20 protein-coding genes and 1 tRNA gene are annotated in these 21,925 nt (G+C 71.8%); 7 read left to right on the top strand and 14 right to left on the bottom strand.

Translation table 11 applies throughout. From position 1 onward, the window contains the following. Positions 1-47: 47 nt before the first annotated feature. On the bottom strand, positions 48-863 hold the full coding sequence (locus ACO2Q3_RS20680) for a universal stress protein (RefSeq protein WP_423310026.1): 816 nt from the start codon (positions 861-863) through the stop codon (positions 48-50). A gap of 176 nt (positions 864-1,039) precedes the next feature. Between ACO2Q3_RS20680 and ACO2Q3_RS20675 the strand changes: the two genes are divergently transcribed. Next, positions 1,040-3,589, top strand: coding sequence for a cation-translocating P-type ATPase (locus tag ACO2Q3_RS20675; RefSeq protein ID WP_423310025.1), 2,550 nt, complete (start codon positions 1,040-1,042; stop codon positions 3,587-3,589). Here ACO2Q3_RS20675 and ACO2Q3_RS20670 read toward each other — a convergent pair. The 4 genes from ACO2Q3_RS20670 to ACO2Q3_RS20655 all read right to left on the bottom strand — a co-directional run bounded on the left by ACO2Q3_RS20670 (position 3,528) and on the right by ACO2Q3_RS20655 (position 7,105). Continuing rightward, a complete protein-coding gene (locus ACO2Q3_RS20670; protein WP_423310024.1) occupies positions 3,528-4,670 on the bottom strand; it encodes an AI-2E family transporter in 1,143 nt (380 codons plus the stop codon). The two genes, ACO2Q3_RS20675 and ACO2Q3_RS20670, sit on opposite strands and share 62 nt — an antisense overlap. Next, entirely contained in the window at positions 4,660-5,424 is a 765-nt protein-coding gene (locus ACO2Q3_RS20665; protein ID WP_423310023.1) for a hypothetical protein, read from the bottom strand. Before ACO2Q3_RS20665 ends, ACO2Q3_RS20670 begins: the two co-directional genes overlap by 11 nt. Before the next feature lie 260 nt (positions 5,425-5,684). Continuing rightward, a complete protein-coding gene (locus ACO2Q3_RS20660; RefSeq protein ID WP_423310022.1) occupies positions 5,685-6,530 on the bottom strand; it encodes a hypothetical protein in 846 nt (281 codons plus the stop codon). A 134-nt stretch (positions 6,531-6,664) separates the two neighbouring features. Then, positions 6,665-7,105 carry a hypothetical protein gene (locus tag ACO2Q3_RS20655; protein WP_423310021.1) on the bottom strand — a complete coding sequence of 147 codons (441 nt, stop codon included), beginning with the start codon at positions 7,103-7,105 and terminating at the stop codon, positions 6,665-6,667. A gap of 245 nt (positions 7,106-7,350) precedes the next feature. On the opposite strand from ACO2Q3_RS20655, the gene ACO2Q3_RS20650 reads away from it, so the two are divergent. Further along, entirely contained in the window at positions 7,351-7,872 is a 522-nt protein-coding gene (locus ACO2Q3_RS20650) for an AAA family ATPase (protein ID WP_423310020.1), read from the top strand. 283 nt (positions 7,873-8,155) lie between these two features. On the opposite strand, the gene ACO2Q3_RS20645 is transcribed toward ACO2Q3_RS20650, so the two are convergent. The 4 genes from ACO2Q3_RS20645 to ACO2Q3_RS20630 form a co-directional block, all read right to left on the bottom strand. After that, positions 8,156-9,946, bottom strand: coding sequence for a methyl-accepting chemotaxis protein (locus ACO2Q3_RS20645; protein ID WP_423310019.1), 1,791 nt, complete (start codon positions 9,944-9,946; stop codon positions 8,156-8,158). Positions 9,947-10,131: 185 nt separating this feature from the next. Further along, positions 10,132-10,446 (bottom strand): pentapeptide repeat-containing protein, encoded by a 315-nt coding sequence (locus ACO2Q3_RS20640; RefSeq protein ID WP_423310018.1) that lies wholly within the window; start codon positions 10,444-10,446, stop codon positions 10,132-10,134. 221 nt (positions 10,447-10,667) lie between these two features. Beyond that, entirely contained in the window at positions 10,668-11,342 is a 675-nt protein-coding gene (locus ACO2Q3_RS20635) for a hypothetical protein (protein ID WP_423310017.1), read from the bottom strand. A 76-nt stretch (positions 11,343-11,418) separates the two neighbouring features. Then, on the bottom strand, positions 11,419-12,768 hold the full coding sequence (locus tag ACO2Q3_RS20630; RefSeq protein ID WP_423310016.1) for a S8 family serine peptidase: 1,350 nt from the start codon (positions 12,766-12,768) through the stop codon (positions 11,419-11,421). 80 nt (positions 12,769-12,848) lie between these two features. On the opposite strand from ACO2Q3_RS20630, the gene ACO2Q3_RS20625 reads away from it, so the two are divergent. Then, a complete protein-coding gene (locus ACO2Q3_RS20625) occupies positions 12,849-13,349 on the top strand; it encodes an RNA polymerase sigma factor (protein ID WP_423310015.1) in 501 nt (166 codons plus the stop codon). Positions 13,350-13,353: 4 nt separating this feature from the next. Beyond that, complete coding sequence (locus ACO2Q3_RS20620; protein ID WP_423310014.1) at positions 13,354-14,103, top strand: hypothetical protein; 750 nt, start codon at positions 13,354-13,356, stop codon at positions 14,101-14,103. A 117-nt stretch (positions 14,104-14,220) separates the two neighbouring features. Here the strand turns inward: ACO2Q3_RS20620 and ACO2Q3_RS20615 are convergent. Further along, positions 14,221-14,295: transfer RNA gene (locus ACO2Q3_RS20615), tRNA-Thr, on the bottom strand. A gap of 98 nt (positions 14,296-14,393) precedes the next feature. On the opposite strand from ACO2Q3_RS20615, the gene ACO2Q3_RS20610 reads away from it, so the two are divergent. Next, positions 14,394-14,555, top strand: coding sequence for a hypothetical protein (locus tag ACO2Q3_RS20610; protein ID WP_423310013.1), 162 nt, complete (start codon positions 14,394-14,396; stop codon positions 14,553-14,555). A 138-nt stretch (positions 14,556-14,693) separates the two neighbouring features. Next, positions 14,694-16,250, top strand: a complete 1,557-nt coding sequence (locus tag ACO2Q3_RS20605) for a phospholipase D-like domain-containing protein (protein WP_423310012.1) — start codon at positions 14,694-14,696, stop codon at positions 16,248-16,250. On the opposite strand, the gene ACO2Q3_RS20600 is transcribed toward ACO2Q3_RS20605, so the two are convergent. After that, on the bottom strand, positions 16,208-16,963 hold the full coding sequence (locus tag ACO2Q3_RS20600) for an endonuclease/exonuclease/phosphatase family protein (protein WP_423310011.1): 756 nt from the start codon (positions 16,961-16,963) through the stop codon (positions 16,208-16,210). The genes ACO2Q3_RS20605 and ACO2Q3_RS20600 overlap by 43 nt on opposite strands. Positions 16,964-17,113: 150 nt before the next feature. Between ACO2Q3_RS20600 and ACO2Q3_RS20595 the strand changes: the two genes are divergently transcribed. Then, entirely contained in the window at positions 17,114-18,775 is a 1,662-nt protein-coding gene (locus ACO2Q3_RS20595) for a sensor histidine kinase (protein WP_423310010.1), read from the top strand. A 33-nt stretch (positions 18,776-18,808) separates the two neighbouring features. On the opposite strand, the gene ACO2Q3_RS20590 is transcribed toward ACO2Q3_RS20595, so the two are convergent. From ACO2Q3_RS20590 to ACO2Q3_RS20580, 3 genes are all read right to left on the bottom strand, one after another. After that, positions 18,809-19,264 carry a copper-binding protein gene (locus ACO2Q3_RS20590; protein ID WP_423310009.1) on the bottom strand — a complete coding sequence of 152 codons (456 nt, stop codon included), beginning with the start codon at positions 19,262-19,264 and terminating at the stop codon, positions 18,809-18,811. A gap of 130 nt (positions 19,265-19,394) precedes the next feature. Further along, positions 19,395-19,574 carry a hypothetical protein gene (locus ACO2Q3_RS20585; RefSeq protein WP_423310008.1) on the bottom strand — a complete coding sequence of 60 codons (180 nt, stop codon included), beginning with the start codon at positions 19,572-19,574 and terminating at the stop codon, positions 19,395-19,397. 148 nt (positions 19,575-19,722) lie between these two features. Further along, entirely contained in the window at positions 19,723-21,876 is a 2,154-nt protein-coding gene (locus tag ACO2Q3_RS20580; protein WP_423310007.1) for a malate synthase G, read from the bottom strand. Positions 21,877-21,925: the final 49 nt, after the last annotated feature.

The raw sequence follows: 21,925 nt of genomic DNA, 5'->3' as shown, positions 1-21,925 counted from the left end.
CGCCGGCCCGCCACGAAGGGCGTCGTCTCCGCCCCCGCGCCGCGGCGCTAGTGGGTCATGAGGACGTAGTGCTCGCCGTCGGCGATCAGATCCTGCGTGACGCCCCCAAGCACCCACTCGCGCATCCTGGAATGACCGAAGCCGCCGGCTACGATCAGGTCGCTCCGGTCGGTCCTGGCGATCCGCAGCAGCTTCTGGCCGGCGGCGCCCGGCGAATCCACCTCGGCCAGCGTGGCGGCCGCTATGCCGTGGTCCTGCAGCCGCCCCGCCACATCGGCCAGTTCCTGCTCCACACGCTCAAGCTCATGCTCCCGGCAAACCGCCGCCAGCAACACGCGCCGGGTCTTCTCGAGCAACGGGAGGCTGAGCGCCAGCGCGCGCCGGGTTTCGCGCGTGTTCTTCCAGGCGAAGAGCACCGTCTCGACCTTGAACTCACGTTCGCGCAGCGGCAGGAACAACACCGGTATTCCGGCTTCCATCAGCAGATCATCCGGCATGACGTAGGTGGAGGCGTCGCTGCTGAGGCGGCGATAGGCCAGGATGACATCCGCCGCCCGCGCCTGCCTGGCCATCACGTCGTTGGGACGAGCGATCTCGGCGCGCCACTCGGCGGCGCATCCCGCCAGCGCCGCGGCTTCCCGAAACACGTCTTGCGCCGCCTGGATATCCGCGCGCGTCGACTGCACGATGCGTTCGTAGTCGCCGCCGCCGCCCTCAGCCGCGCTGTCGAAGGGCCAGGGCGCCTGGGCCCCGACACCGATCACCCGCGCGCCGAGCGCATGGGCCACGCCGAACGTCGAGCGAAGCCGCGCAGCGCAGCCCCGGTCCATCGTCACATGGGTCAGGAGCGTCTTGTAGGGCATGATCATCCTCCGCATCACACCCTGGAGCCCCCGCTCGCGGCCGCCCTTGATCTGGCGCAACCCCGGGGCGCCGATGGGGCCTGCGCGACCTCGCTTCCCGGCTTTTGACCTGCCACAAGGCCGACAGGCCGCCGATGGGGCCTATCTGGTCGATGATGACTTCGAAGAGCGGTGCGATGGCGCCAGACTTGACGGGCCTGTCCGAGGCGCAGGCGGCGGAGCGCCTGCGCGCCGAGGGGCCGAACATCCTGCCCGATCCGGATCGGCGGGGTCTGGCCCGGATCGCACTGGAGGTGCTGAGGGAACCGATGTTCCTGCTGCTGCTCGGCGGCGGCGGGATCTATCTGGTGCTGGGCGACCTGCGCGAAGCCCTGGTGCTGGCGGCCTTCGCCCTGCTTTCGGTCGGCATCGCCGTGGTCCAGGAGTATCGCAGCGAGCGGGTGCTCGAGGCGTTGCGGGACCTTACCAATCCGCTGGCCAATGTGGTGCGTGACGGCGTCAGGCGCCGGCTCCCGAGCCGCGATCTGGTGCGCGGCGACCTGATTGCCATCGCCGAAGGCGAGCGCGTCCCCGCCGATGCGCTTCTGCGCGCCGGACATGGCGTCGAGGTCGACGAAAGCCTTCTCACCGGCGAATTCGCGCCCGTGCGAAAGGCCTTGTCGACAACCGCCACGGCCCTCGCCGCGCCCGGCGGCGAGGACACGCCGTTCGTGTTTTCCGGCACGCTCCTTGTGCGCGGGGATGGCCTGGCCGAGGTGGTGGCCACGGGGCCTCGCTCGGAAATCGGCAAGATCGGCAAGGCGCTGCGGGCCATCGAGAGCCAGCCCGCCCGCCTGTCGCGCGAAACGCGTTCCCTTGTCCGGATCGCAGGCGTGGCCGCCTTCCTGGTCTGCGCCGCCGTCGTGCTGATCATAGGCCTGGCGCGCGGCAGCTGGCTGCAGGCGCTGCTCGGCGGTGTCTCGATCGGCATGTCCATGCTGCCGGAGGAGTTTCCGCTGGTGCTGACCGTGTTCATGGTCATGGGCGCCTGGCGCATCTCCCGGGCGCGGGTGCTCACCCGGCGCGCCAGCGCCATCGAGACCCTCGGCTCGGCGACCGTCCTTTGCACCGACAAGACCGGCACCCTGACGCAGAATCGCATGACGCTGACCTGCGCCTGGATGGACGGCGACCTTGTGTCGTGGACGGCGGCCGAGGCCACCCCGCCGGCCGTGCTGGATCTCGTCAACCTCGGCGCGCTCGCCAGCGCCCCCCGCCCCTTCGACCCGATGGAGCTCGCGTTTCACGCCGCGGCGGACACGGGCCCACCTGATGATGGCCACCTGGAAAAGACCTACGACCTGACGCCGGGCTGCCCGGCCATGGCGCAGGTGTGGGCCGGCGCGGGTGGACGCCGCGTGGCGGTGAAGGGCGCGCCTGAGGCGGTGCTGCGGCTATGCCGCCTGGATGACGGGCGCATGCGGGACATCATGGCCATGGTGGAACGCATGGCCGAGGGCGGCGCGCGGGTGCTCGCGGTCGCGGAAGCCCGCGTCGGCGTCGGCCCGCTCCCCGACACGCTGGAGGCCTTCGCCCTGGCGTTCCGCGGCCTGGTAGGTCTGTCCGACCCGCTTCGGCCCGGCGTGCCCGCGGCGGTGGCGGAGTGTCAGGGCGCCGGCCTGCGGGTCGTCATGGTCACCGGCGACTATCCCTCGACGGCGCGGGCGATCGCCACCCTCGCCGGGATCCGCGGCGGCGCCACCCTCACTGGCGGCGACCTGCGCGCCCTGTCGGACGAAGCGCTCGCCCGGCGCGTGGGGGACGTGTCGGTGTTTGCCCGCATCCTGCCGGAAGAGAAGCTGCGGATCGTCCGCGCGTTCAAGGCCGCGGGCGAGATCGTGGCCATGACGGGCGACGGCGTGAATGACGCCCCTGCCCTGAAGGCGGCCGACATCGGCATCGCCATGGGCGCCCGCGGCACCGAGGTGGCCAGAGCCGGGGCGGATCTGGTCCTGCTGGACGATGACTTCGGTTCGATCGTCGAGGCCATCCGCCTTGGCCGCCGCATCTATGACAACCTGCAGAAGGCGATGGGCTTTGTGGTCGCCGTCCATGTGCCGATCGCGGGACTGGCGATCCTCCCGCTCCTCCTCGGCCTGCCCATCTTCCTGGCGCCCGCCCACATCGCCTTCCTGGAGATGATCATCGACCCGGTGTGTTCCCTGGTCTTCGAGGCGGAGGCGGAAGAGGGCGACGTGATGCGCAGGGCGCCGCGCGACGCCGGAGCGCGCCTGCTGGCGTCTCGCGCCCTGGCCTACCGCGGGGCTCAAGGGGTCTGTGTGCTGGTGGCGGTTGCGGCGACCTATGTGGAGGCCACGACGTGGGGCCTGCCGGACGACTCGGCGCGCGCCACCGCGTTTCTCGCCCTGGTGCTCGGCGTGCTGGGACTTGTCATGGCCACGCGCAGCTTCGGCCCTGTCGTCGGCGCGCTGATGCGCCCCAATCGCCTTCTGGTTCTCGTCGCCGGCGTCGTGCTGCTGGCCGTCCTGGCGGTCATGGCCGCGCCCGGGGTCCGAGAGCTGTTTCATTTCGGGCCGCCGACGACGCGCGGCCTGCTGTGCGCCCTGGCCGGCGCCGGCGGCAGCCTGGTGATCCTCGACCTGCTGCAGCGGCTCTACGGCCTGCTCACACGCCGCGTCGCCGCAGCAAGCGGGGCCAGGCAAGGCGGCGCCCGCGACGTCGCCTGACCGGGGCGGGCTCGCCCAGCACGTCTTCAATATAGAGCAGGTGGACGAGCAGGATCACGACCACCGTGATCGGAGCGGCGAGGAACACGCCGACGGGTCCCAGCAACACGGCGAACACCACCGTGGAAAAGATCGAGATGACGGGCGGCACGTCGACCACCTCATCCTGCACCAGGGGCGTGATGAAGGTGCCCTCGACGAAGTGCACCGCCCAGAACAGCACGGCGACCACCACCGCCTTGATGGGCTCCTGCAGAAAGCCGATGAGCATGCCGGGCAGCGCGGCCATGATCGCGCCGACATAGGGGATGAACGTCAGAACGGCGCCGGTCAGCCCCAGGGCGAAGGGGGCGTCGATACCCATGGCCCAGAGGCCGAGACTGGCGAGCACGCCGACGGCCGCCATCACCACCAGCCGTCCCAGCAGCCACAGTCGCAGCCCCTGGGCGAGGGAATCCAGCACCTGGGCGGCGCGCGCACGCCGGGCCCTGGGGACCAGCACGAGGACGCCTTGGCGATAGCGCTCCGGGTCGATCGCCAGGAATACGCCCCCGGCGATCATCACCAGGGCGTAGGTCAGCGCCTGTCCCGCACCGGCGACGAACCTCGCCAGCATCCGCGGGGCCGGCCCGGCGGCGGCGCTCTTGAGCGCATTGTCGGACATGCCGACCACTTCCCGACCCAAGGGGCTGGCGTTCAGCCACGCCGTGATGCTCTGCAGGCTGCGGGGCAGCTTCTGCGCGAGCTCGTCGTACTGCGCGGCCATCATCGCGCCGAACACCTCGACCGCCAGTCCCATCCCGCCCAGGGCCACCGCCACGACGAGGGCAAGTGACCAGGCCCTCGAGAGGCGCGTGCGCCTCGCGATCGCGTCCGCCAGGCCGCTGAAGCCCACCGACAGCATCACCGAGCCGAAGGCGATGGACAGGACATCCCGCAGCCGCCAGAGCGCCAGCGCGAGGACAACGAGCGCCACAACGATCAGGCTGCGAACGACGAAGGCGCCGAGGCCCTTCGCCAGCCCGGTCCCTCCGGTCGCTGCGCTCCCGCCCTCGGCCTCGGCTTCCGCCTCAGGCTCCACTCTGCGCCGCCACCGGATGGCACGGCGCCCGTGCGGCGCCGGCATAGCTCAGGCCGGAGGGACCGCGCCCCTTGCTCCAGCAGACCGGCCCCGCGGTGATCTGCGTCGGCGCGGCCGCGGACAGGGCTGCGGCCGCGGAGGGCGCCTCCAGCGCGGCGGCGGCCAGCTTTGCCGCCAGGGCGTCCGTCTGCGACGGGCTGGCGGTCTGGGACTTCACGCTCACGCGGAAGCTGATCAGCCCGCCTCCGAAGGCCGGGGTGAAGCCCTCCAGGCAGACGGTCGGTCCGCAACTCGACCAGGCGACGGGCTGGTCGGCGTCGCCGGGCCCGGCGGGCGCGAAGGGCGGCAGCCGTTCGCCCTTGTCCTCCTGCGCCAGCGCGGAATTGACCCGCGTGCGCACCGCGTCGATCGATGGATAGAGCAGGTCACGGGATTCCGCCGTGGCCGTCATCTGGTCGAGCGCGCCCACCTTGCGGCCGAACACCCGATCCGACAGGTCCATCAGGGCGATCGACGCCCGCTGGCGGAAGACCTCGTCGGGCGCCGCACAGGCGGAGACGAACGCCTCCGAGTCCGACAGCGACAGGGTCGGGCTGTGGGAGGCGAGCCGCACGCCGCGCCAGGCGCACGCCATGGGGGGATCGGCGGCGTAGCCGGCGCAGGGTGCGTCCTTGTCGAGGCACCGGGCCAGATACCCCTGCTGAATGATGTCGCCGCTCAAGGCGTCGTGCAGATGTTCCGGCGCGCCGCGCACCGCCGCCGACCTGTGATCTTCGCACCCCGCAAGGCCGAGACACAGCGCCGCCAACAAACCCGGCGTCAAGGCCGCTGATCGCGCCACGCTGACCATCGCCATCCTTCCCATCGTTTGGGAAATCCTACGCGGCGAGCGCCCCGGTCGCCTTGATCCTCCTCAAGTCGATCCCTCCGCGCCGGCGCGCGCCCGGGCGGCCGAGGTCGGGCCACGAGGGTGGGCCGCGGCCACGACGGCGGTCGGTTCCGCGGGCCGGGCGATCACACCGACAAGGCCAAAGCCGCCGCCTCTTGACCGCCCGCCTCCGGGTGCGCCTGCAGGGTGCGCGCCGCGCAGGCCAGATGGATACAGAGCCGGCTTGCGTAGAGCCAGTCCAGGGCCTCGCGCCCCGCCGCGGTGAAGCGCACGCCGCCGGCCTCGCGCACCAGGAAGCCGCCGGCCGCCGCGTCGTGGATCATGCGCGACACGTGCACGCGGGAGACCTGGAACCGGCGGGCCATGTCGGCGGACGTGAACGGTATCGCGCCCAACGGCGGGAAGCTGTCGGCCGCAGCCACCAGGCCATGCAGCACCTGGATGCCCGCCAGGCGGTGCATGAAGATCCGGTACCAGCCATCGAACGCCCGGGTCTGCCCGCTGCCGGCGACGAAGGCGTCGCCCTGCTCGACGACCAGCCGGCGAAGGACCGCCGGCTCGGCGAGACCGCGCTGCACCCGCCGCACGGCGGGCTCGACGATCGCCGCCGCGTCCAGCAGGCTGGCTTCATGCCGCGCATAGGAAGCGAGGAACTGCGGCGTCAGACCATAGCGCGCCGGTCGCGAACCCGGATGCCGCCGCACATAGCCCAGGTGCAGCATGAGGCTCAGCAGGGCGCGGGCGCGGCCGGGGCTGACCAGGCCGAAGCCGGCGATGAAGGTCTTGAGTCGCGACAGCGTCAGCCCGCCGGAGGCGTCGAGATAGATCGCGCTGAGGGCCGCGACCGTACGGCCCGCATCCCGCAGCATGTCGCCCAGCGCCGCATCCTCATCGGCGTCACGCAGCATGTTGGCGGCAAGGCGCCGGGCGGCGGCGGCGTACTGAGGACGTCGCCGAAGTTCGTCCCGCATCTCGGGCAGGTCCGCGGCCTCGGCGTTCCATGCCTGCAGTCGCCCGACGTCCTCCACCCTGCCCCACACCGCACCGAAAGAACTGACGGCGAAGCTTCTGCACGGTGGAGGCCGCCAGGCAAGCGCCGCAGGCGCTATTTCAGCACCGCCTCGCGCACGAGCATGTCGCCCAGGATGGTCCGGATCGCCCCGCGCGCCGCCTGTTCGGCGTTGGCCTTCGGCAGGCCGCCGGAGATCTTCGCCTGAAGGGCGTATTCCTCGGCCGGCGTCCGGTCGAAGACGGCCATGTTCTTGTATTCCTGGGCCAGGATGATGTCCGGCTCGCCGGCCCGCGGCGAGGCGACCAGCAGCACCTTGTAGTCGAGGATCACGCCCGCCTTCTTCAAGGCTTCCTCCTGCGCCTTCCAGGCGGTGGAGAGCCAGCTCATGTAGTCGTCGAAGTGGCCGTCCTTGGTCTGGATCATCGAGTAGTCCCAGACAGGCCCATTGTCGAACACCGGGCCGTCGGCATCTGCGGCGAGCGCCGGTGTGGCGGTCGCCGCGGCCATGATCGCAGCCGCAACAAGTCGTTTCATGATCGCTTCCCTCCTGATGGGCCGGCCCGGCCCGCGCCGCATCGGCCCCGGCGAGGCGACGGCGCCTTGCCGTTGCAGGCGCGCGGTCGGCCGGCGGATCGAAGCTACGCCAGGGCCCGCCGCGACCCGGCCGAACATTTTTGACGGGCGCCCGTTCCTGTGCGGACGTTCCCGTCCTGAACCCGCGCTTGCCACGCCGTGCGTCGCTATATCTGATGCGGCGGAGCAGGCTTGTTGGGCTGTCGATGACCGGACCGACGGTAGTCGTGTTGGTGGGGCCGAAAGGGGCGGGCAAGTCCTACCTCGCCGGGCGCATGCGCGACGAGCTGGGCTATGGGTATGTCGATGCGGAACGCATCTGGCTGCAGCTCAGGGCCGAAGGGGACCACGTCGGCGCGGCGTTCGATGACGAGGGCCAACGCCGGATCCTTTCGGAGATCTCGGAGCGCCTGAGGACGTCGACGGCGGTCGTCACCGAAAGCACGGCCGCTGCGCCATGGTTCGCGGCGTTCATCGCGCGCCTCGAGGCGCTGGCGCCTGTCGAGTTCATCCGCGTCGTCGCGCCGCTGGACGCCTGTCTCGCCAGGATCGAGCGCCGGGACGGCGCCGCTCACCTGCCGGCATCCGTCGACCTCATCCGGCGCGTGCATGCCCATGCCGAGGGCGTTTCGCTGCCGTGGTCTTTGGTCGTCGAGAACAGGTCGCCTGAGGACGCCGACCGGTTCCTACGGTCCCTGCCCGTCAGACGCAGGCGATCGAAGGCCTGAAGGGCCGCCTCGAGTCGGTCTCCGGTCCGAGGCCCGGTCAGCGCGCCTCGGGGGCGGCCAGCTGCGGGCCTTGAGGGCGGCAGCCTGTCGCCAAGTGGCAAGCGGCCAGCGTTGAAACCGCGCCCGCGGGAGGTGTCCAACCCGCGGAGGCGATGGCGATGGTGGCGCTCGCGGCCGGCGCTGAACGACGACAGCTCCGACGTCTCATTGGAGCCGCCTGGGCTGTCCTCGCCCATGTGAGAGCTGAAGGCTGGGGGCTGTTGATCGCGTCGCCACCAGGCCGTCAGAACTCCTCCCAGCCGTCGTTGCGGGCGGCGGCGGCGCCCATCGCCACCGCGATCTTGGCGTGGGCCCGCGCGACCGGGTTGCGCGCCGGGGCGTCGCGTCCAGTGTCGGCGGCGCGGGGCCGGGCGCCGACGGGCTGCCCCGTTCCGACGTCGAAGCGGGAAATCATGTTGGCCAGCTCGCGCGACTCCGCCTTCAGGCTGGCGGCGGCGGCCGTGGCCTCTTCCACCATCGCGGCGTTCTGCTGCGTGACCTGGTCCATCTGGTTGACGGCGACATTGACCTGGCTGAGGCCCGTGGCCTGCTCTTGGGACGACTGGGAAATCTCGGCGATCAGCTTGTCGATCTCCGTGACCTTGGCCACGATGCCCGTCAGGGCCTGGCCGGTGTCGCCGACCAGGCGGACGCCGCGCTCCACCTGACTGGAACTGTTGGCGATCAGGGTCTTGATCTCCTTGGCCGCCTCCGCCGAGCGCTGAGCCAGAGCCCGCACCTCCTGGGCGACGACGGCGAAGCCGCGGCCGGCCTCCCCGGCCCTGGCGGCCTCCACCCCGGCATTCAGCGCCAGCAGATTGGTCTGGAAGGCGATCTCGTCGATCACGCCGATGATCTGGGTGACCTGCCTGGAGCTCTGCTCGATCTCTCCCATGGCCGACACCGCGTCGCGCATGACATCGCCGGAACGGACGGCGTCGTCCTTGGCGCTCGAGGCCGCATGGTTGGCCAGCTTGGCGCCCTCCGCGCTTCGTTTGACCGTCGCCGTGATCTCGTCCAGGGCGGCGGCGGTCTCTTCGAGACTGGCCGCCTGCTGCTCGGTGCGGCGCGAAAGGTCGTCGGAGGCGGTGGCGATCTCGTCGGCCCCGCCGCCGACGCTGTGGGTGGACGCCGCCACCGCCGACATCGTCTCCTGCAAGGTGGACATGGCCGTGTTGAAGTCGCCCTTCACCTTCTCGAACGCCGCCTCGATCGGCCGCGTGATCCGGTGCGTGAGGTCGTTGTTGGCCAGGGCCGTCAGGCCCGCGGCCACTTCGTTGACCGCCGCAACGCGCCCGGTGACGTCGGTGGCGAACTTGACGACCTTCACCACCTTGCCGCTGGCGTCGAAGATCGGGTTGTAGGAAGCCTGGATCCAGACCTCCTTGCCGCCCTTGCCGACGCGCTTGAATTCGGCGGCGACGAATTCGCCGGCGTTCAGCTTGCGCCAGAAGTCCTGGTAGTCCGCGGACTGGGCGTAGCTGGACTCGACGAACATGCGGTGGTGCCGCCCCTTGATCTCGGCCAGCGTATAGCCAAGCGCCGACAGGAAGTTTTCGTTGGCCGTGATCACCTCACCGCCCAGGGTGAACTCGATCACCGCCTGAGCCCGGGAGAGCGCCGCGATCTTGCCCTCGAACTCGGCGTTCCTGAGCTTTTCGGCGGTGATGTCGGTGGCCACCTTGACCACCTTGATCACCGCGCCCCTGGCGTTCGTCACAGGGTTGTAGGAAGCCTGGATCCAGACCTCCTTGCCGCCCTTCCCGATCCGCCGGTATTCGCGCTGATCGAACTCGCCGCGGCCCAGCTTGGCCCAAAACGCGGCATAGTCGGGACTACGCACCTCATCAGGGTCGACAAACAAGCTGTGATGTTGTCCGCGGATTTCAGAGAGGCTGTAGCCCAAGGTGGTGCAGAAGTTCTCGTTCGCCGTCAGGATCTTCCCCCTGGGGTCGAACTCGATGATGGCCAGCGAACGATGCAGCGCCTTGAGGACGAGGTTCGCCTCAGATGCTGCGCCAAATTCGAAGGTCATGCGACTGCTCCTTGTGATTCAGAGGCGAAATCCACCTCGTCGCCGGCCGCGTGATAACGGTGATTTATTAACACGGCGCAACACTCTCCTCTTTAGAAAGGCCATTCAGCCAAATATCAGAGGCCTTAATACTCAAAACGGGGCTGCAACCCTGCGGTGCTTTGACCTGTACTTAGCGGACACGTTTAGCCAGCCGCAGCCAGCGCCGGCTGCAAGGCCAGGTCGAAGGCGCCAGCGCCAAAGCGCGCGCCCTGCAGGATAACCTCCCTGGACCGCCCGCCCTGGAGCGGAAGTCCGCCCATGTCCGCCTGGGCAAAGCGCGCGCGCCAGAGATTGGCCCTGGCAAAGGACACGCCGCGAAGGTCGGCTCCGGTAAAGTCGGCATTGCGAAGGTCAGCCCCTTCGAAGCAGGCGCCCTGCAGCTGGGCCCCGGCGAAGTTGACGCCGATGGCCCGGGCGCCGCGAGCCGAAAGTCCGACCAGGCGCCGGCGAGAGAACATCGCCGAGATCGGGCGCAGGTCTTCATGGTCGAGATTGGCGGGACACCCGGCGGCGCCTTCCGTCGCCGCTGCCCACGAACAGCGCCACTGACAGCAGGTTGTGGTTCGACGCCCTCGACGAGCAGGCTCGGCGCCACCGCGCGCCTCACCGGGGCGCATCGAACCGCCACCCCGGTCGACGCAGGTCGTGCGCCGCTCCGGGGTGGCGGAGGACAGCAGGCTTACGGCGTGGCGTTGACGCTGGCGCCGCCGGATTGGGAGCCGTTGGCGGTGGCCTGGGCGTTGATCGGGACGCGGCCGCCGCGGTGGGCGGAGGCCCGCGCCTGCCCGGCGCCCCCGGCGCTCGCGCCGCTGCGCGAGGCGGCGGCCTGGCCACTGACGCTGTGCGAGCTCTGGGCGGTTGCTCCGGCGGCGTTGGCGGCCGTATTGCCCGCGGTGTCGCCCGCCGCACTCACCGCTGAGTCAAGCGCCTGGCCGGAGGCCCGGTTGGCGGCGGCGCCAGCGGCGCCGCTCACAATCCCGGAGGCGGCGGCGGTCGACGATCCGGCCGCGTTGGACACCGTCCCGGCGGCGGCCCCGCCCGTGGCGCCGCTGATCGTGCCCGCCAGGCTGCCGGCCGCGTTCGCCGAGCCGCCCAGGGCGTCGATCGAGTGGCTGAGCTGGCCCTGGCCCGACGCCGTGCCGGAGACCGAGCCGCCGAGCGACTGGCTGGCCGAGCCCACCGAATTCACCACCCCGCCCAGGCCGGCGCCCCCGCCGGCGGCCCCGTTCAGCGAGCCGGTCAGGCCCCCGGCCAGATTGCCGCCGGCCGCGGCGCCGCCGAGCAGCTGGGCGTTCGCCACGCCGCCGACCAGGGCCGCGGCCGCGGCCATCGAAAGCATCAATCGGGTGTTCATCTTCGCATCTCCGTCAGGAGGGCCGCCAATGGACCCTTCCCAACGCCAACGACCCGGCGCCGCGGATTCTTCCCGCTCAGCCGCGCTTTTTCGCGAGCGGCCGGGGGTCGTTGCGGCAGGCCTCGCAGATCACGCCCCTGCCCACCGCGCCGTGGCCGGGCCTGGCCTCGGCCGCCGCGCCGGAGAGAGGGTTCTGCGCATAGGCGGCCAGGCGTGCGGCGACCAGCGGGGCGGCGAACGACGTGCCGCGCACGGCCGCGAAGCCCCCGCCCGGCGTCGCGGCGGCGATTTCGGCGCCAGGCGCGGCGAAGTCCAGATGAGCTGCACGGCCCGCCTCGAACAGGGCGCGGTCGTGGGCGTCGACGCCGGTCACCGCCACGACGCCGGCGTAGGAGGCCGGATATTGCGGCGGCGCGGCCGGGCCGTCGTTGCCCACCGCGGCCACCACCAGCACGCCGCCGGCGCGTGCGGCGTCGACCGCCGCCTCCACGACCGCATTGGGCGGACCGACAAGGCTGATGCTGACCACCCGGGCGTGCCGTGCGATCAGCCAGCCGATGGCGCGGGCGACCGCCTCGGCGGAGCCATTGGCGACCGAGCCGCCGTAGACGTCGGCGACCAGCAGGTTTGCGCCCTGGGCCGCGCCGGAGAACCCGGCCGCCGCGCCGACCAGGAGGGAGGCCACCGCCGTGCCGTGTCCGGTCGCCGTGACCTGACCGGCGAAGCCTCGTTGCTCGATGGATGCGCCCGCCAGCGCCGGGTGAGCCGAGACGCCGCCGTCGACGATGCCGATCACCACGCCAGGCCGGACCGGGGGAAACGAGCCGGCGACTCTCGCCGCCGCCACCGTCGCCAGCGGACCGCCCGCCGGCTCATAGACGGCGTTGAAATCGATGCTGGCCCCGGGCGCCAGGGTCCGCAGAGCCGCAACCGCGGCCTTCAACCTGCGGCCTTCGGGCGGCGCAAGCACGGTGACGCGCAGGTCCGCGCCTTCGAGACGCTCATCGCGCAGCACGGTGAAGCCGGCGCCGGTGGCGGCGGCCAGTCCGGCGGCGGAGAGCCCCGTCGCGAGGATCTCGCCGCGTCTCACCAGCGCGCCGTCGGGGCCGGCCTCCAGCACGCGCCCGTTGCGGCGCAAGGTCTCGCGCAGGCGGGACCTTCGCTGGTCCAGCAGCGCCGAGGCGTCGGTCTCGACCACGCCCTCGACCGGCCCCAGGGCCAGCGGATCGGCGAGAATGCGCGCTGCGCCGGGCGACTGGGGCGCCAGGGCGTCGAGGGTCTGGCCCACCGGCTGCACCGCGCTGCCCACCCCGCCCACGGCGGGGCCTACGCCCAGTCTGCTGGCGACCCCACCGCCGCCCAGCAACTGGGCGCAGGCCGGCGTGGCCGCGAGGGCGAGCATCAGAGCCAGGATGGACTTGCGCATGGGAAACGCCCTCGTCTTGGATGTCGTGGGGAAGAAACGAGCCGGGCGCGTCGTTTCTTCCACAATGACAGAGACAGGTATTGGATTCATTCGAGCGCGACCTGACCGACCTGTTTCCGCGGCTGCGGCGGCTGGCGCATGCGCTCGCGCGCTCGCCCGCCGAGGCGGACGACCTGGTCCAAGGGGCGGTGGAGCGCATCCTTCGCGCGCGGACGCAATGGCTCGAGGGCACCCGCTTCGACGCCTGGGCCTTTCGCATCCTGCGCAACCTTTGGATCGACACCACGCGCGCGCAGAGCCGCAGCCGCGCCCGCCTCGCGCCAGAAGACGAGGGCCAAGCGGTGGGCCACGACCCGCGCGCCCAGATCGAGGCGCGCGCCGAGCTCATGAGCCTCATGCAGGCCATGGCGCGGCTGCCCGACGAACAGCGCGAAGTCATCGCGCTCGTGGCGATCGACGGGCTCGGCTATGCCGAGGCGGCGCAGGTGCTGGGCCTGCCGATCGGCACGGTGTCGACGCGGGTGGCGCGAGGGCGGCGTGCGCTGGCGGCTCTGATCGGGGGCGAGCATGACGGCCGATGATCCCATGACCGAGCAAGATCGCCTGATCGCCTGGCTGGATGGCGAGATGCCCTCAGACGAAGCCGAGGCCTTCGCGGCGAAAGTCGCTGCGGACCCGGCGCTGGCGGCAGAGGCCGAGCGTCAGCGCGCCCTGGGCGCGCGGCTGAACGCCGGCTTCGCCCCCTTGATGGAGGCGCCGGCCCCCGCATGGCTTGGCGAGGTCATCGCTGCGGCGAGGCCTTCGGCCGAAGTGGTGGACCTGACCGATCGGCGCGCTGCGCGCCGGCGCGACGCCAAGGCCCGCGCCATCTCCTGGTCGGCGCTCCGATGGCCGGCCGGCGTTGCCGTGGCGGCGGCTGTGGTCCTGGCGATTGGCGTCGGCGTGAGCCTGCGTCCCGCCTCGCCGGCCCTGATCGCACCGGGCGCAGGTGGCGGTCTGCAGGCCCACGCAGGCCTGGCGCACGCCCTGGACCAGCAGTTGGCCTCGACCGCCCAGGCCGGCCCGATCCGCATCGGCCTGACATTCCGCGCTCATACCGGCCGCGTGTGCCGCACCTTCGAGGCCCATGGGGCGTCGGCGACGCTGGCCGGCGTCGCCTGTCGCGCCCCAGGCGGCTGGGCCATCGCCGAGGTCTCCGCCGTCACCCCCGATCGCGGCCAGTATCGCATGGCCGGCGAAGCCCCCGCCCAGATAGCCGCCGTCGACAGCCTGCTGGCCGAAGGCCCCTACGACGCCGCCACCGAGGCCAAGCTGGCGAAGGCGGGCTGGCGGTGACGCGCTCGCCCAGGGCAGACCTTGCGCGCTCTAGCGGCCCGCAAGCGTCCCGCAGAGAGTCGATGAGAGCTTTCGCCCCCACCACCTCAACCGAACCAATTGATCTATTGGGGAAAATGGTGCCGCCGGACAGGATCGAACTGTCGACCTCAGCCTTACCAAGGATGCGCTCTACCACTGAGCTACGGCGGCGTTCCCCGCTTGGGGAGGCGGCTCATTAGCGAACGTCGGGGGCTCTGTGAAGCGAAAAGCGCTTGACGGGGCGCCTCGGCCCCCAGCTTTCTCGTCGCATGGACGACACGCCCCGGTCCGACCTGGCCAAGCCTGCGCCGAAACCGGCCTCGGCGCGCGAACAGAAGCTGGCCGCCGCCCTGCGCGCCAACCTGCGCCGGCGCAAGGCGCCGCCGGCGCGGCCGGGGCCGGCGGCCGGCGCCGCCGACCCGGAATCCTGACCGCGGCGGAACGTGGCCCCCGGTCCGCGCATTCCTGAAGCTGAAGCGTGCGAAGGGGCGGAACGCCAGGTGCTGCTGAGACCGGGAATCACCTGCTGGCGACGCGGATCGGCCCCCCGGGCGGCTCTGATCATCGACATGGCGGACTATTTCCTCGCCGCCCGCGAGGCGATGCTGAAGGCGCGCCGCACGATCCACTTCCTGAACTGGGCGTTCGAGCCCGGCACGGTGCTCGACCCCAATCCCGGCGTGCCGCGCCACGGCCAGGAGGACATCGCCGCCTTCCTGCGACAGCTGTCGACCGAGCGGCCGGCGCTGGAGATCCGCATCCTGTGCTGGCAGTCGGCGCTGCCGGTGGCCGCCACGCAGGACTTCTTCCCCATCAAGGGCCGGCGCGCATTCGCCGGCACGCGGGTGCGCTTCCGCCTCGACGGCCGCCTGCCCAACGGCGCCTGCCACCATCAGAAGGCGCTGATCATCGACGACGCCGTGGCGTTCTGCGGCGGCGGCGACATCGGCCCGGACCGCTGGGACACGGCCGCCCATCTGGACGACGACCCGCGGCGGGAGAAGGGCCGCGACGGCCTGGGCACGTTCGATTCCCGGCACGAGGTGATGGGCGTGGTCGACGGCGCGCCCGCCGCCCACCTCGGCGAGCTGTTCCGCGCCCGCTGGCTGCGCGCCACCGGCGAGACCCTGCCCCCGGCGCCGACGCCGCCCGCGGCGGACGACCTGGCGCCGGCCGCGTCTCCCCCGCCCGCGGACGCCGATCCCTGGCCCGAACGCATCACGCCGCAGTTCGCCGGGGTCATCGCCGGCATCGCCCGCACCAGCGCCAGCTGGCGCCGGCATCCCGAGGTGCGCGAGAACGAGCGCCTGCACCTGGCCGCGATCGCCGCGGCGCGCCGGCTGATCTATATGGAGAACCAGTATTTCACCTCGCCGCTGATGGCCGAGGCCCTGGCCGCGCGGCTGGCGGAGCCCGACGGGCCGGAGGTGGTGCTGGTCTCGCACCGCCGCTCGCCCTCTTGGTTCGACCACGTCACCATGGACCGCACGCGCTCGCTGTTCATTCGCCGGCTGCGACGGGCCGACGTGTTCGGGCGCCTGCGCACCTTCCATCCGGTCACGCCCCTGGGCCGGATCATCATCGTCCACGCCAAGCTCAGCATCATCGACGACGTGCTGCTGCGGATCGGCTCGGCGAACCTCAACAACCGCTCCACGGGCTTCGACACCGAGTGCGACCTGGTGTTCGAGGCCGCCGGCCCGGCCGCCGCGGCGGCGCGCGAGCGGATCGGCAACCTGACGGTGCGGCTGATCGCCCATTGGCTGGGCACGGACGAGGCGCGGGTGGAGGCGGCCTGGGCCGAGGCGCGCTCGCTGGGCGGGGCGGTGGACCGGCTCCGCGCCGACGGCCTGGTGCGATTGCGACCGCTGGAGCCGGAGCCCCTGGGTCCGCTGGCCACCTTCATCGCCGCCTTCCACCTGGGCGATCCGATGTGCCCGGACGACTCGTTCCGCCCCTGGCGGCGCGAGCGCGAGATGCGCGCGGCCCGGGACGAGGCCCTGGCCGCCCTGGCCGGCCCGGCCCCTCCCCCGGCCGAGCCCCCGTCGGCGACGTCCGGGCCCGGCGTCGCATGCGATTCCGCTCAGGCGGGCGGCAGGTCGAAATCCATCACCAGCGGCGCGTGATCGGAGGCCAGAGCCGTCAGCCGGTCGCGCGGCACGCTCAGGCCGCGCACGACGACGCCGGGGCTGACCAGGATGTGGTCGATCGGCGCCAGCGGCATGCGCGAGGGAAAGGTGGCCAGCAGTCCGCTCGCCCCGCCCGGGCGCGCCAGGGCGCGGGCGTCCTGCAGGCGCGCCAGCAGCCGGCGCAACGCGCGCGAGCCCAGCACCGCGTTCAAGTCCCCCACCAGGACGGTGGGCGCCTTGCAATCAGGGTGGCCCAGCCAGTCGTGCCCGGCGAGCGCGGCGGCCTGCGCCGCCTGCTCGGCCGGCACCAGCCCCAGGTGGGTGTTGATCACCTGCAGCTCCTGCCCGCCGATGCTGATCGCCAGCCACAGGGCGCCGCGCGGCTCCAGGGCGCGGAACGCCCGGTGCCCGGGATGGCCTGGCAGCGGAGCCGACTTGACGCGACGCTCCGGCAGCCGGGTCAGGATGGCGTCGCCGTAGCGCTCCTCCTCGATGGTCAGGGCGGCGTTGAAGTGGAAGGCCATGTCCAGCCGGTGCGCCAGCTCGTGCGCCTGGTCGACGTGGCGCGTGCGGGCGCGGCCCACGTCCACCTCCTGCAGGGCGACGATGTCCGGCCGCTGGCGGGCGATCACCTCGGCCACCCGGCCGACGTCCAGTCGCCCGTCGGTCCCGACGCAGCGGTGCACGTTGTAGGTCATGATCCGGGTCATCGGCGCCCCTTTGGCCAAGGCAACGCAGAGACCCGCCCGGCGGCTCCGGTCAAGCGCCGCGATGGCGACCGGCGCACCCACGCGGCGGCCTGCCGAAACAAGCGCCGGCGGTATATCGACGCGCGCCGCGCCACAGGTTAGCAAGCAGTCATGAGGGCCCCGTCCGTCCGGCGATTGCTGATCCTGCTCACCCTGAGCATCGTCGTCCCGGCGGTGGCGCTGACCGGCTTTTTGCTGTGGGCCGACTACCAGCGCCAGGAACGCCAGTTCGAGGCCCAGCTGCTGACCAACGCCCGCGCCCTGTCGGCCGCCGTCGACGGGCGCATCAGCCTGGGCCAGGGCGTGCTGCGCGGCCTCGCCGCCGACGGGCCCGGCGAGGACAGCATCCCGGCCTTCTATGCCCGCGCCGCGGCCGCCACCCGCGACCTGCCGGGCTGGATCAGCCTGATCGACGAAGACGGCCACACGGTGATGAACACCCGCAAGCCGCTGGGAACGCCCCTGCCCGACCAGCCGCCGCCGGCGGCGCTGGCGCGCTACCTGTCGCAACCGATCGGCGTCTCCAACCTGTACTTCGGCCAGGTATCGCAACAGTACGTCTTCTCCATCACCCAGACGGTGACCATCGCCGGCCACCGCTACGCCGCCAGCTATGTGGCCTCGCCGCGCACGCTCGACGACATCCTGGCCGCCCAGCGCCTGCCGGCCGGATGGGCCGCGGGGGTCAGCGACCGCGAGGGCACGATCGTCACCCGCTGGCCCGACGCCGAGGCGCTGCGGGGGCGGCACGGCTCTGACGCCTTCCTCAAGGCCGCCGGCGACCACGAGGAGGGGGTGGTGCGGGCGCAGACCGTCCGCGGCGAGCCCAACATCGCCGCCTTTCACCGCTCGAACCTGACCGGCTGGCGCACGGCGATCAGCGTGCCGCGCTCGATGCTGCTGCGCCGGGCGGTGCAGCCGCTGGCGGCGCTGGCGGGCACGGCGGCGCTGCTGCTGGCGGCGGGCCTGGTGGTGGCGGCGATCCTCGGACGGAGGCTGGCCCGCGCCTTCGCCCTGGCGGTCAGCCGGGCCGACGCCCTGGGGCGCGGCGAGCATCCGGCCCCGGCAAGGCCCGTGGTCGCCGAGGACGAGGTGCTGTTCGAGGCCATGGAGCAGGCGGCCCGCCGGCTGGACGAACGCACCGCCGAAAACGCCCGGGCGCGCGAGCACCAGCGCCTGTTGCTCAACGAGCTGAACCACCGGGTGAAGAACACCCTCTCCACGGTGCAGTCGATCGCCCTGCAGACCGCCCGCCAGACCGGCGCGCCGGAGGCCTTCACCCACGACTTCGAGGGCCGGCTGCTGAGCCTGTCGAAGACCCACAGCGCCCTGATGGCCGAGGACTGGCAGGGCGCGGCGCTGCGCGAGGTGCTTGAGAACGAGCTGAACCACTATGGCGAGGGCCGCATCGCCCTGGCCGGCCCCGAGGTCATGCTGCCGCCCCGCGCGGCCCTGGCGCTGGGGCTGGTGGCCCACGAGCTGGCCACCAACGCCTCCAAGTACGGGGCGCTGGCCTCGCCCACCGGGGGCGTGGAGGTGCGCTGGAGCCTGGACGAGGGCGCCGATCCGCCGATGCTGCGGCTGAGCTGGACCGAGCGCGGCGGCCCGCCCGCGCAGACGCCGACCCGTCGTGGCTTCGGCTCGCGCCTGATCGAGCGCAGCCTGGTGTCCGAACTGGGCGGCCAGGTCGAGGCGAGCTACCCGCCCGAGGGCTTTACCCTCGTCACCGCCTTCCCCCTGCGTCCGGGGCCGATGCTGACGCCGGGGGGCTGAGAACTCGGGGGCGCAGGGCCGGGCCGACCGCCGCTAGAAGGGCTTGATCTCCGAGATCTGCTGGCTGTCGAGCTTGAAGCGCACCTTCTGGCCGACGGTCACCGTCTGCAGCATGGCGCTCTTGCCGGCGACGAAGGGCATGGAGCCTGCGGGCCAGCCCAGCGCCTCCACCGGCTCATAGGCGATGGTGATACGGTCCGTCGCGGGGTCCAGCGCCTTGACCACACCGACGATCTCGATCTGGTTCACCGGCTTGTCGGGTTCGCGCTTGGGTCCCTTGTCAGGCTGGGCGGGCTTGTCGCCCTGGGGCTGGCCGCCGTGGCCGCCACGTCCGCCGTGATGACCGCCGCCCCCACCGCCGCCGCTGGGGTAGCCCGAGCCCCCCGTGCCCGGAAATCCGCCGCCGTCGACCTGGCCCAGAGCGGGGCCAGCGCCCAGGGCCCCCAACGCCAGCGCGGTCATCAGCAGGGTCGTGGCGACGCGGCGCATGGCGGAACTCCTTTTCACAGCTTGGCAGATGGGGCGCGGCGAGGCGCGCGCCAACCCGTGCCGTGGCAATAAGGCCCGCACGCGTCAGCCCGATCTCGGCGGTGAAATCCGACCGACAAACTCGGCCGCGTCAGCCGGCCAGATCGCGCTCGATAGAGGCCAGCACGGTCTCGCCGTCGAGCAGCAGCACGCGGCGATGGTGCGGCGACTGCTCCAGTCGGCTCAACGCCAGTTCGCGCGCACGGGCGAGGTTGGCCACGTCCACGAAGAACACCAGGGGTTCTTCCTGCCGGTCGTCATGCACATGCATCAGAAACTTCCGCATGCCCAAAGCAACGCGCGAAGCATCGCCTGGTAGGCGCCGGCGCCGTCATTTGTGAACGCTGTCGGCTGCCCGACCTCTTGCGGGCAGCACTTGCGCCTGTCCTGCGACCATGCCGGACGATGAGCCGCCCGGCTTACCCGGCCAGCTGCGCCTTCCGCTCGCGGCGGCGTGCGGTGAGGATGTGCTCGGTATAGCCGTTCGGCTGGGTGCGCCCCTGGAACACCAGGTCCAGCGCGGCCTGGAAGGCGATCGAGGCAGCCGGATCGGGGGCCATCGGCGCATAGGCGCCGTCGCCGGCGTTCTGCTCGTCCACCACCTTGGCCATGCGCGCCATGGTCTCGCGCACCTGGGCCTCGGTGCAGACGCCGTGATGCAGCCAGTTGGCGATGTGCTGGCTGGAGATGCGCAGGGTGGCGCGGTCTTCCATCAGGCCGACGTCATGGATGTCCGGCACCTTGGAGCAGCCCACGCCCTGGTCGATCCAGCGCACCACGTAGCCGAGGATGCCCTGGGCGTTGTTGTCCAGCTCCTGCTGCACGTCGGCCGGGCTCCAGTTCGACTGCGCCAGCGGCGCGGTCAGCAGGTCGTCCAGGCCGGTGCGGGTCGCGGCGGCGGCCATCTGGGTCTGCAGGGCCGGCACGTCCACCTCGTGATAGTGCAGGGCGTGCAGCGCGGCGGCCGTCGGGGACGGCACCCAGGCGGTGTTGGCCCCGGCCTTGGGATGGCCGATCTTGGCCTTCAGCATCTCGTGCATCCGGTCAGGCGCGGCCCACATTCCCTTGCCGATCTGCGCCTTGCCGGGAAAACCTGTGGCCAGGCCGATCTCGACGTTGCGCTTCTCGTAGGCGGTCAGCCACGGCTGGGCGCGCATGGTCTCCTTGCGCACCATCGGGCCGGCTTCCATGGCGGTGTGGATCTCGTCGCCGGTGCGATCCAGGAAGCCGGTGTTGATGAACACCACGCGGCTCCTGGCCGCGGCGATGCAGGCCTTGAGGTTGGCGCTGGTGCGGCGCTCCTCGTCCATGATGCCCAGCTTGACGGTGTTGCGGGCCAGGCCCAGGGCGTCCTCGACCTGGTCGAACAGGGCGGCCGCCAGGGCCACCTCGTCCGGCCCGTGCAGCTTGGGTTTCACCACATAGACCGAGCCGGCGGCGCTGTTGCGGCGCGCGCCCTTGATGTCGTGGACCGCGGCGGCGACGGTGATCAGGGCGTCCACCGCCGTCTCGTACACTGGCTGGCCGTTCAGCCGGACCATGTCGGTGACCATGTGGCAGCCGACGTTGCGCACCAGCATCAGCGAGCGGCCGCGCAGGGTCAGGCTCTTGCCGCCAGGAGCCGCATAGGTGCGGTCCTCGTCCAGCCGGCGGGTCTCGGTGCGGCCGCCCTTGGCGAAGCTGGCCGACAGGTCGCCCCGCATCAGGCCCAGCCAGTTGCGGTAGACGCCGACCTTGTCCTCGGCGTCGACGGCGGCCACCGAGTCCTCGCAGTCCTGGATCGCGGTCAGCGCCGCCTCCACCAGCACGTCGGCGACCCCGGCGGGATCGTCCTTGCCGATGTTGTGGCTGCGGTCGATCTGGATCTCCAGGTGCAGGCCGTTGTGGGCGATCAGCACGGCGCTGGGCGCCCCCGCCTCGCCGCGCCAGCCGACCAGCTGCTGCGGATGCTTCAGGCCGACCACCGAGCCGTCCTTCTGGGTCACCGCCAGGGCGTCGCCCTGGATCGCGTAGAGGGTCGCCTCGACGTGCGAGCCGCCGTCCAGCGGCGCGACGTGGTTCAGGAACCCGCGGGCGTAGTCGATCACGTGCCCGCCGCGCTCGGGGTCATAGCCCCTGGCCCCGGCCACGGGCGGCAGCAGGGCGTCGGTGCCGTAGAGGGCGTCGTACAGGCTGCCCCAGCGGGCGTTGGCGGCGTTCAGCGCATAGCGGCCGTTGGACACCGGCACCACCAGCTGCGGGCCGGCGATCGAGGCGATCTCCGGGTCGACGTTCACCGTGTCGATGGAAAAGTGCGCCGGCTCGGGCAGCAGGTAGCCGATGGCGGTGAGGAATTCGGTCTGCTCGGCCAGGCTGACGGTCTTGCCGCGGCGCTCGCGCCACCAGGCGTCGATCTGGTCCTGCAGCTCGTCGCGGCGCGCCAGCATGGCGGCGTTGCGCGGGCCGAAATCGGCCAGGATCGCCTCGAGCGCCGACCAGAAGGCTTTGGCGTCCACCCCGGTCCCCGGCAGCAGCTCCGTCTCCACGAAGGCGTGCAGCAGGTCGTCGACGGACAGGGCGGCGCTGATATCCATGGCAGGCTCTTTTCAGGTCATGCGGCGGCCAGGACGCCCGCGGCGCCCC

Source organism: Caulobacter sp. KR2-114, assembly GCF_049446115.1.
Classification (GTDB): domain Bacteria; phylum Pseudomonadota; class Alphaproteobacteria; order Caulobacterales; family Caulobacteraceae; genus Acaudatibacter.
Note: the sequence above shows the minus strand (reverse complement) of the source record. Positions and strands in the feature narration are given on the sequence as shown.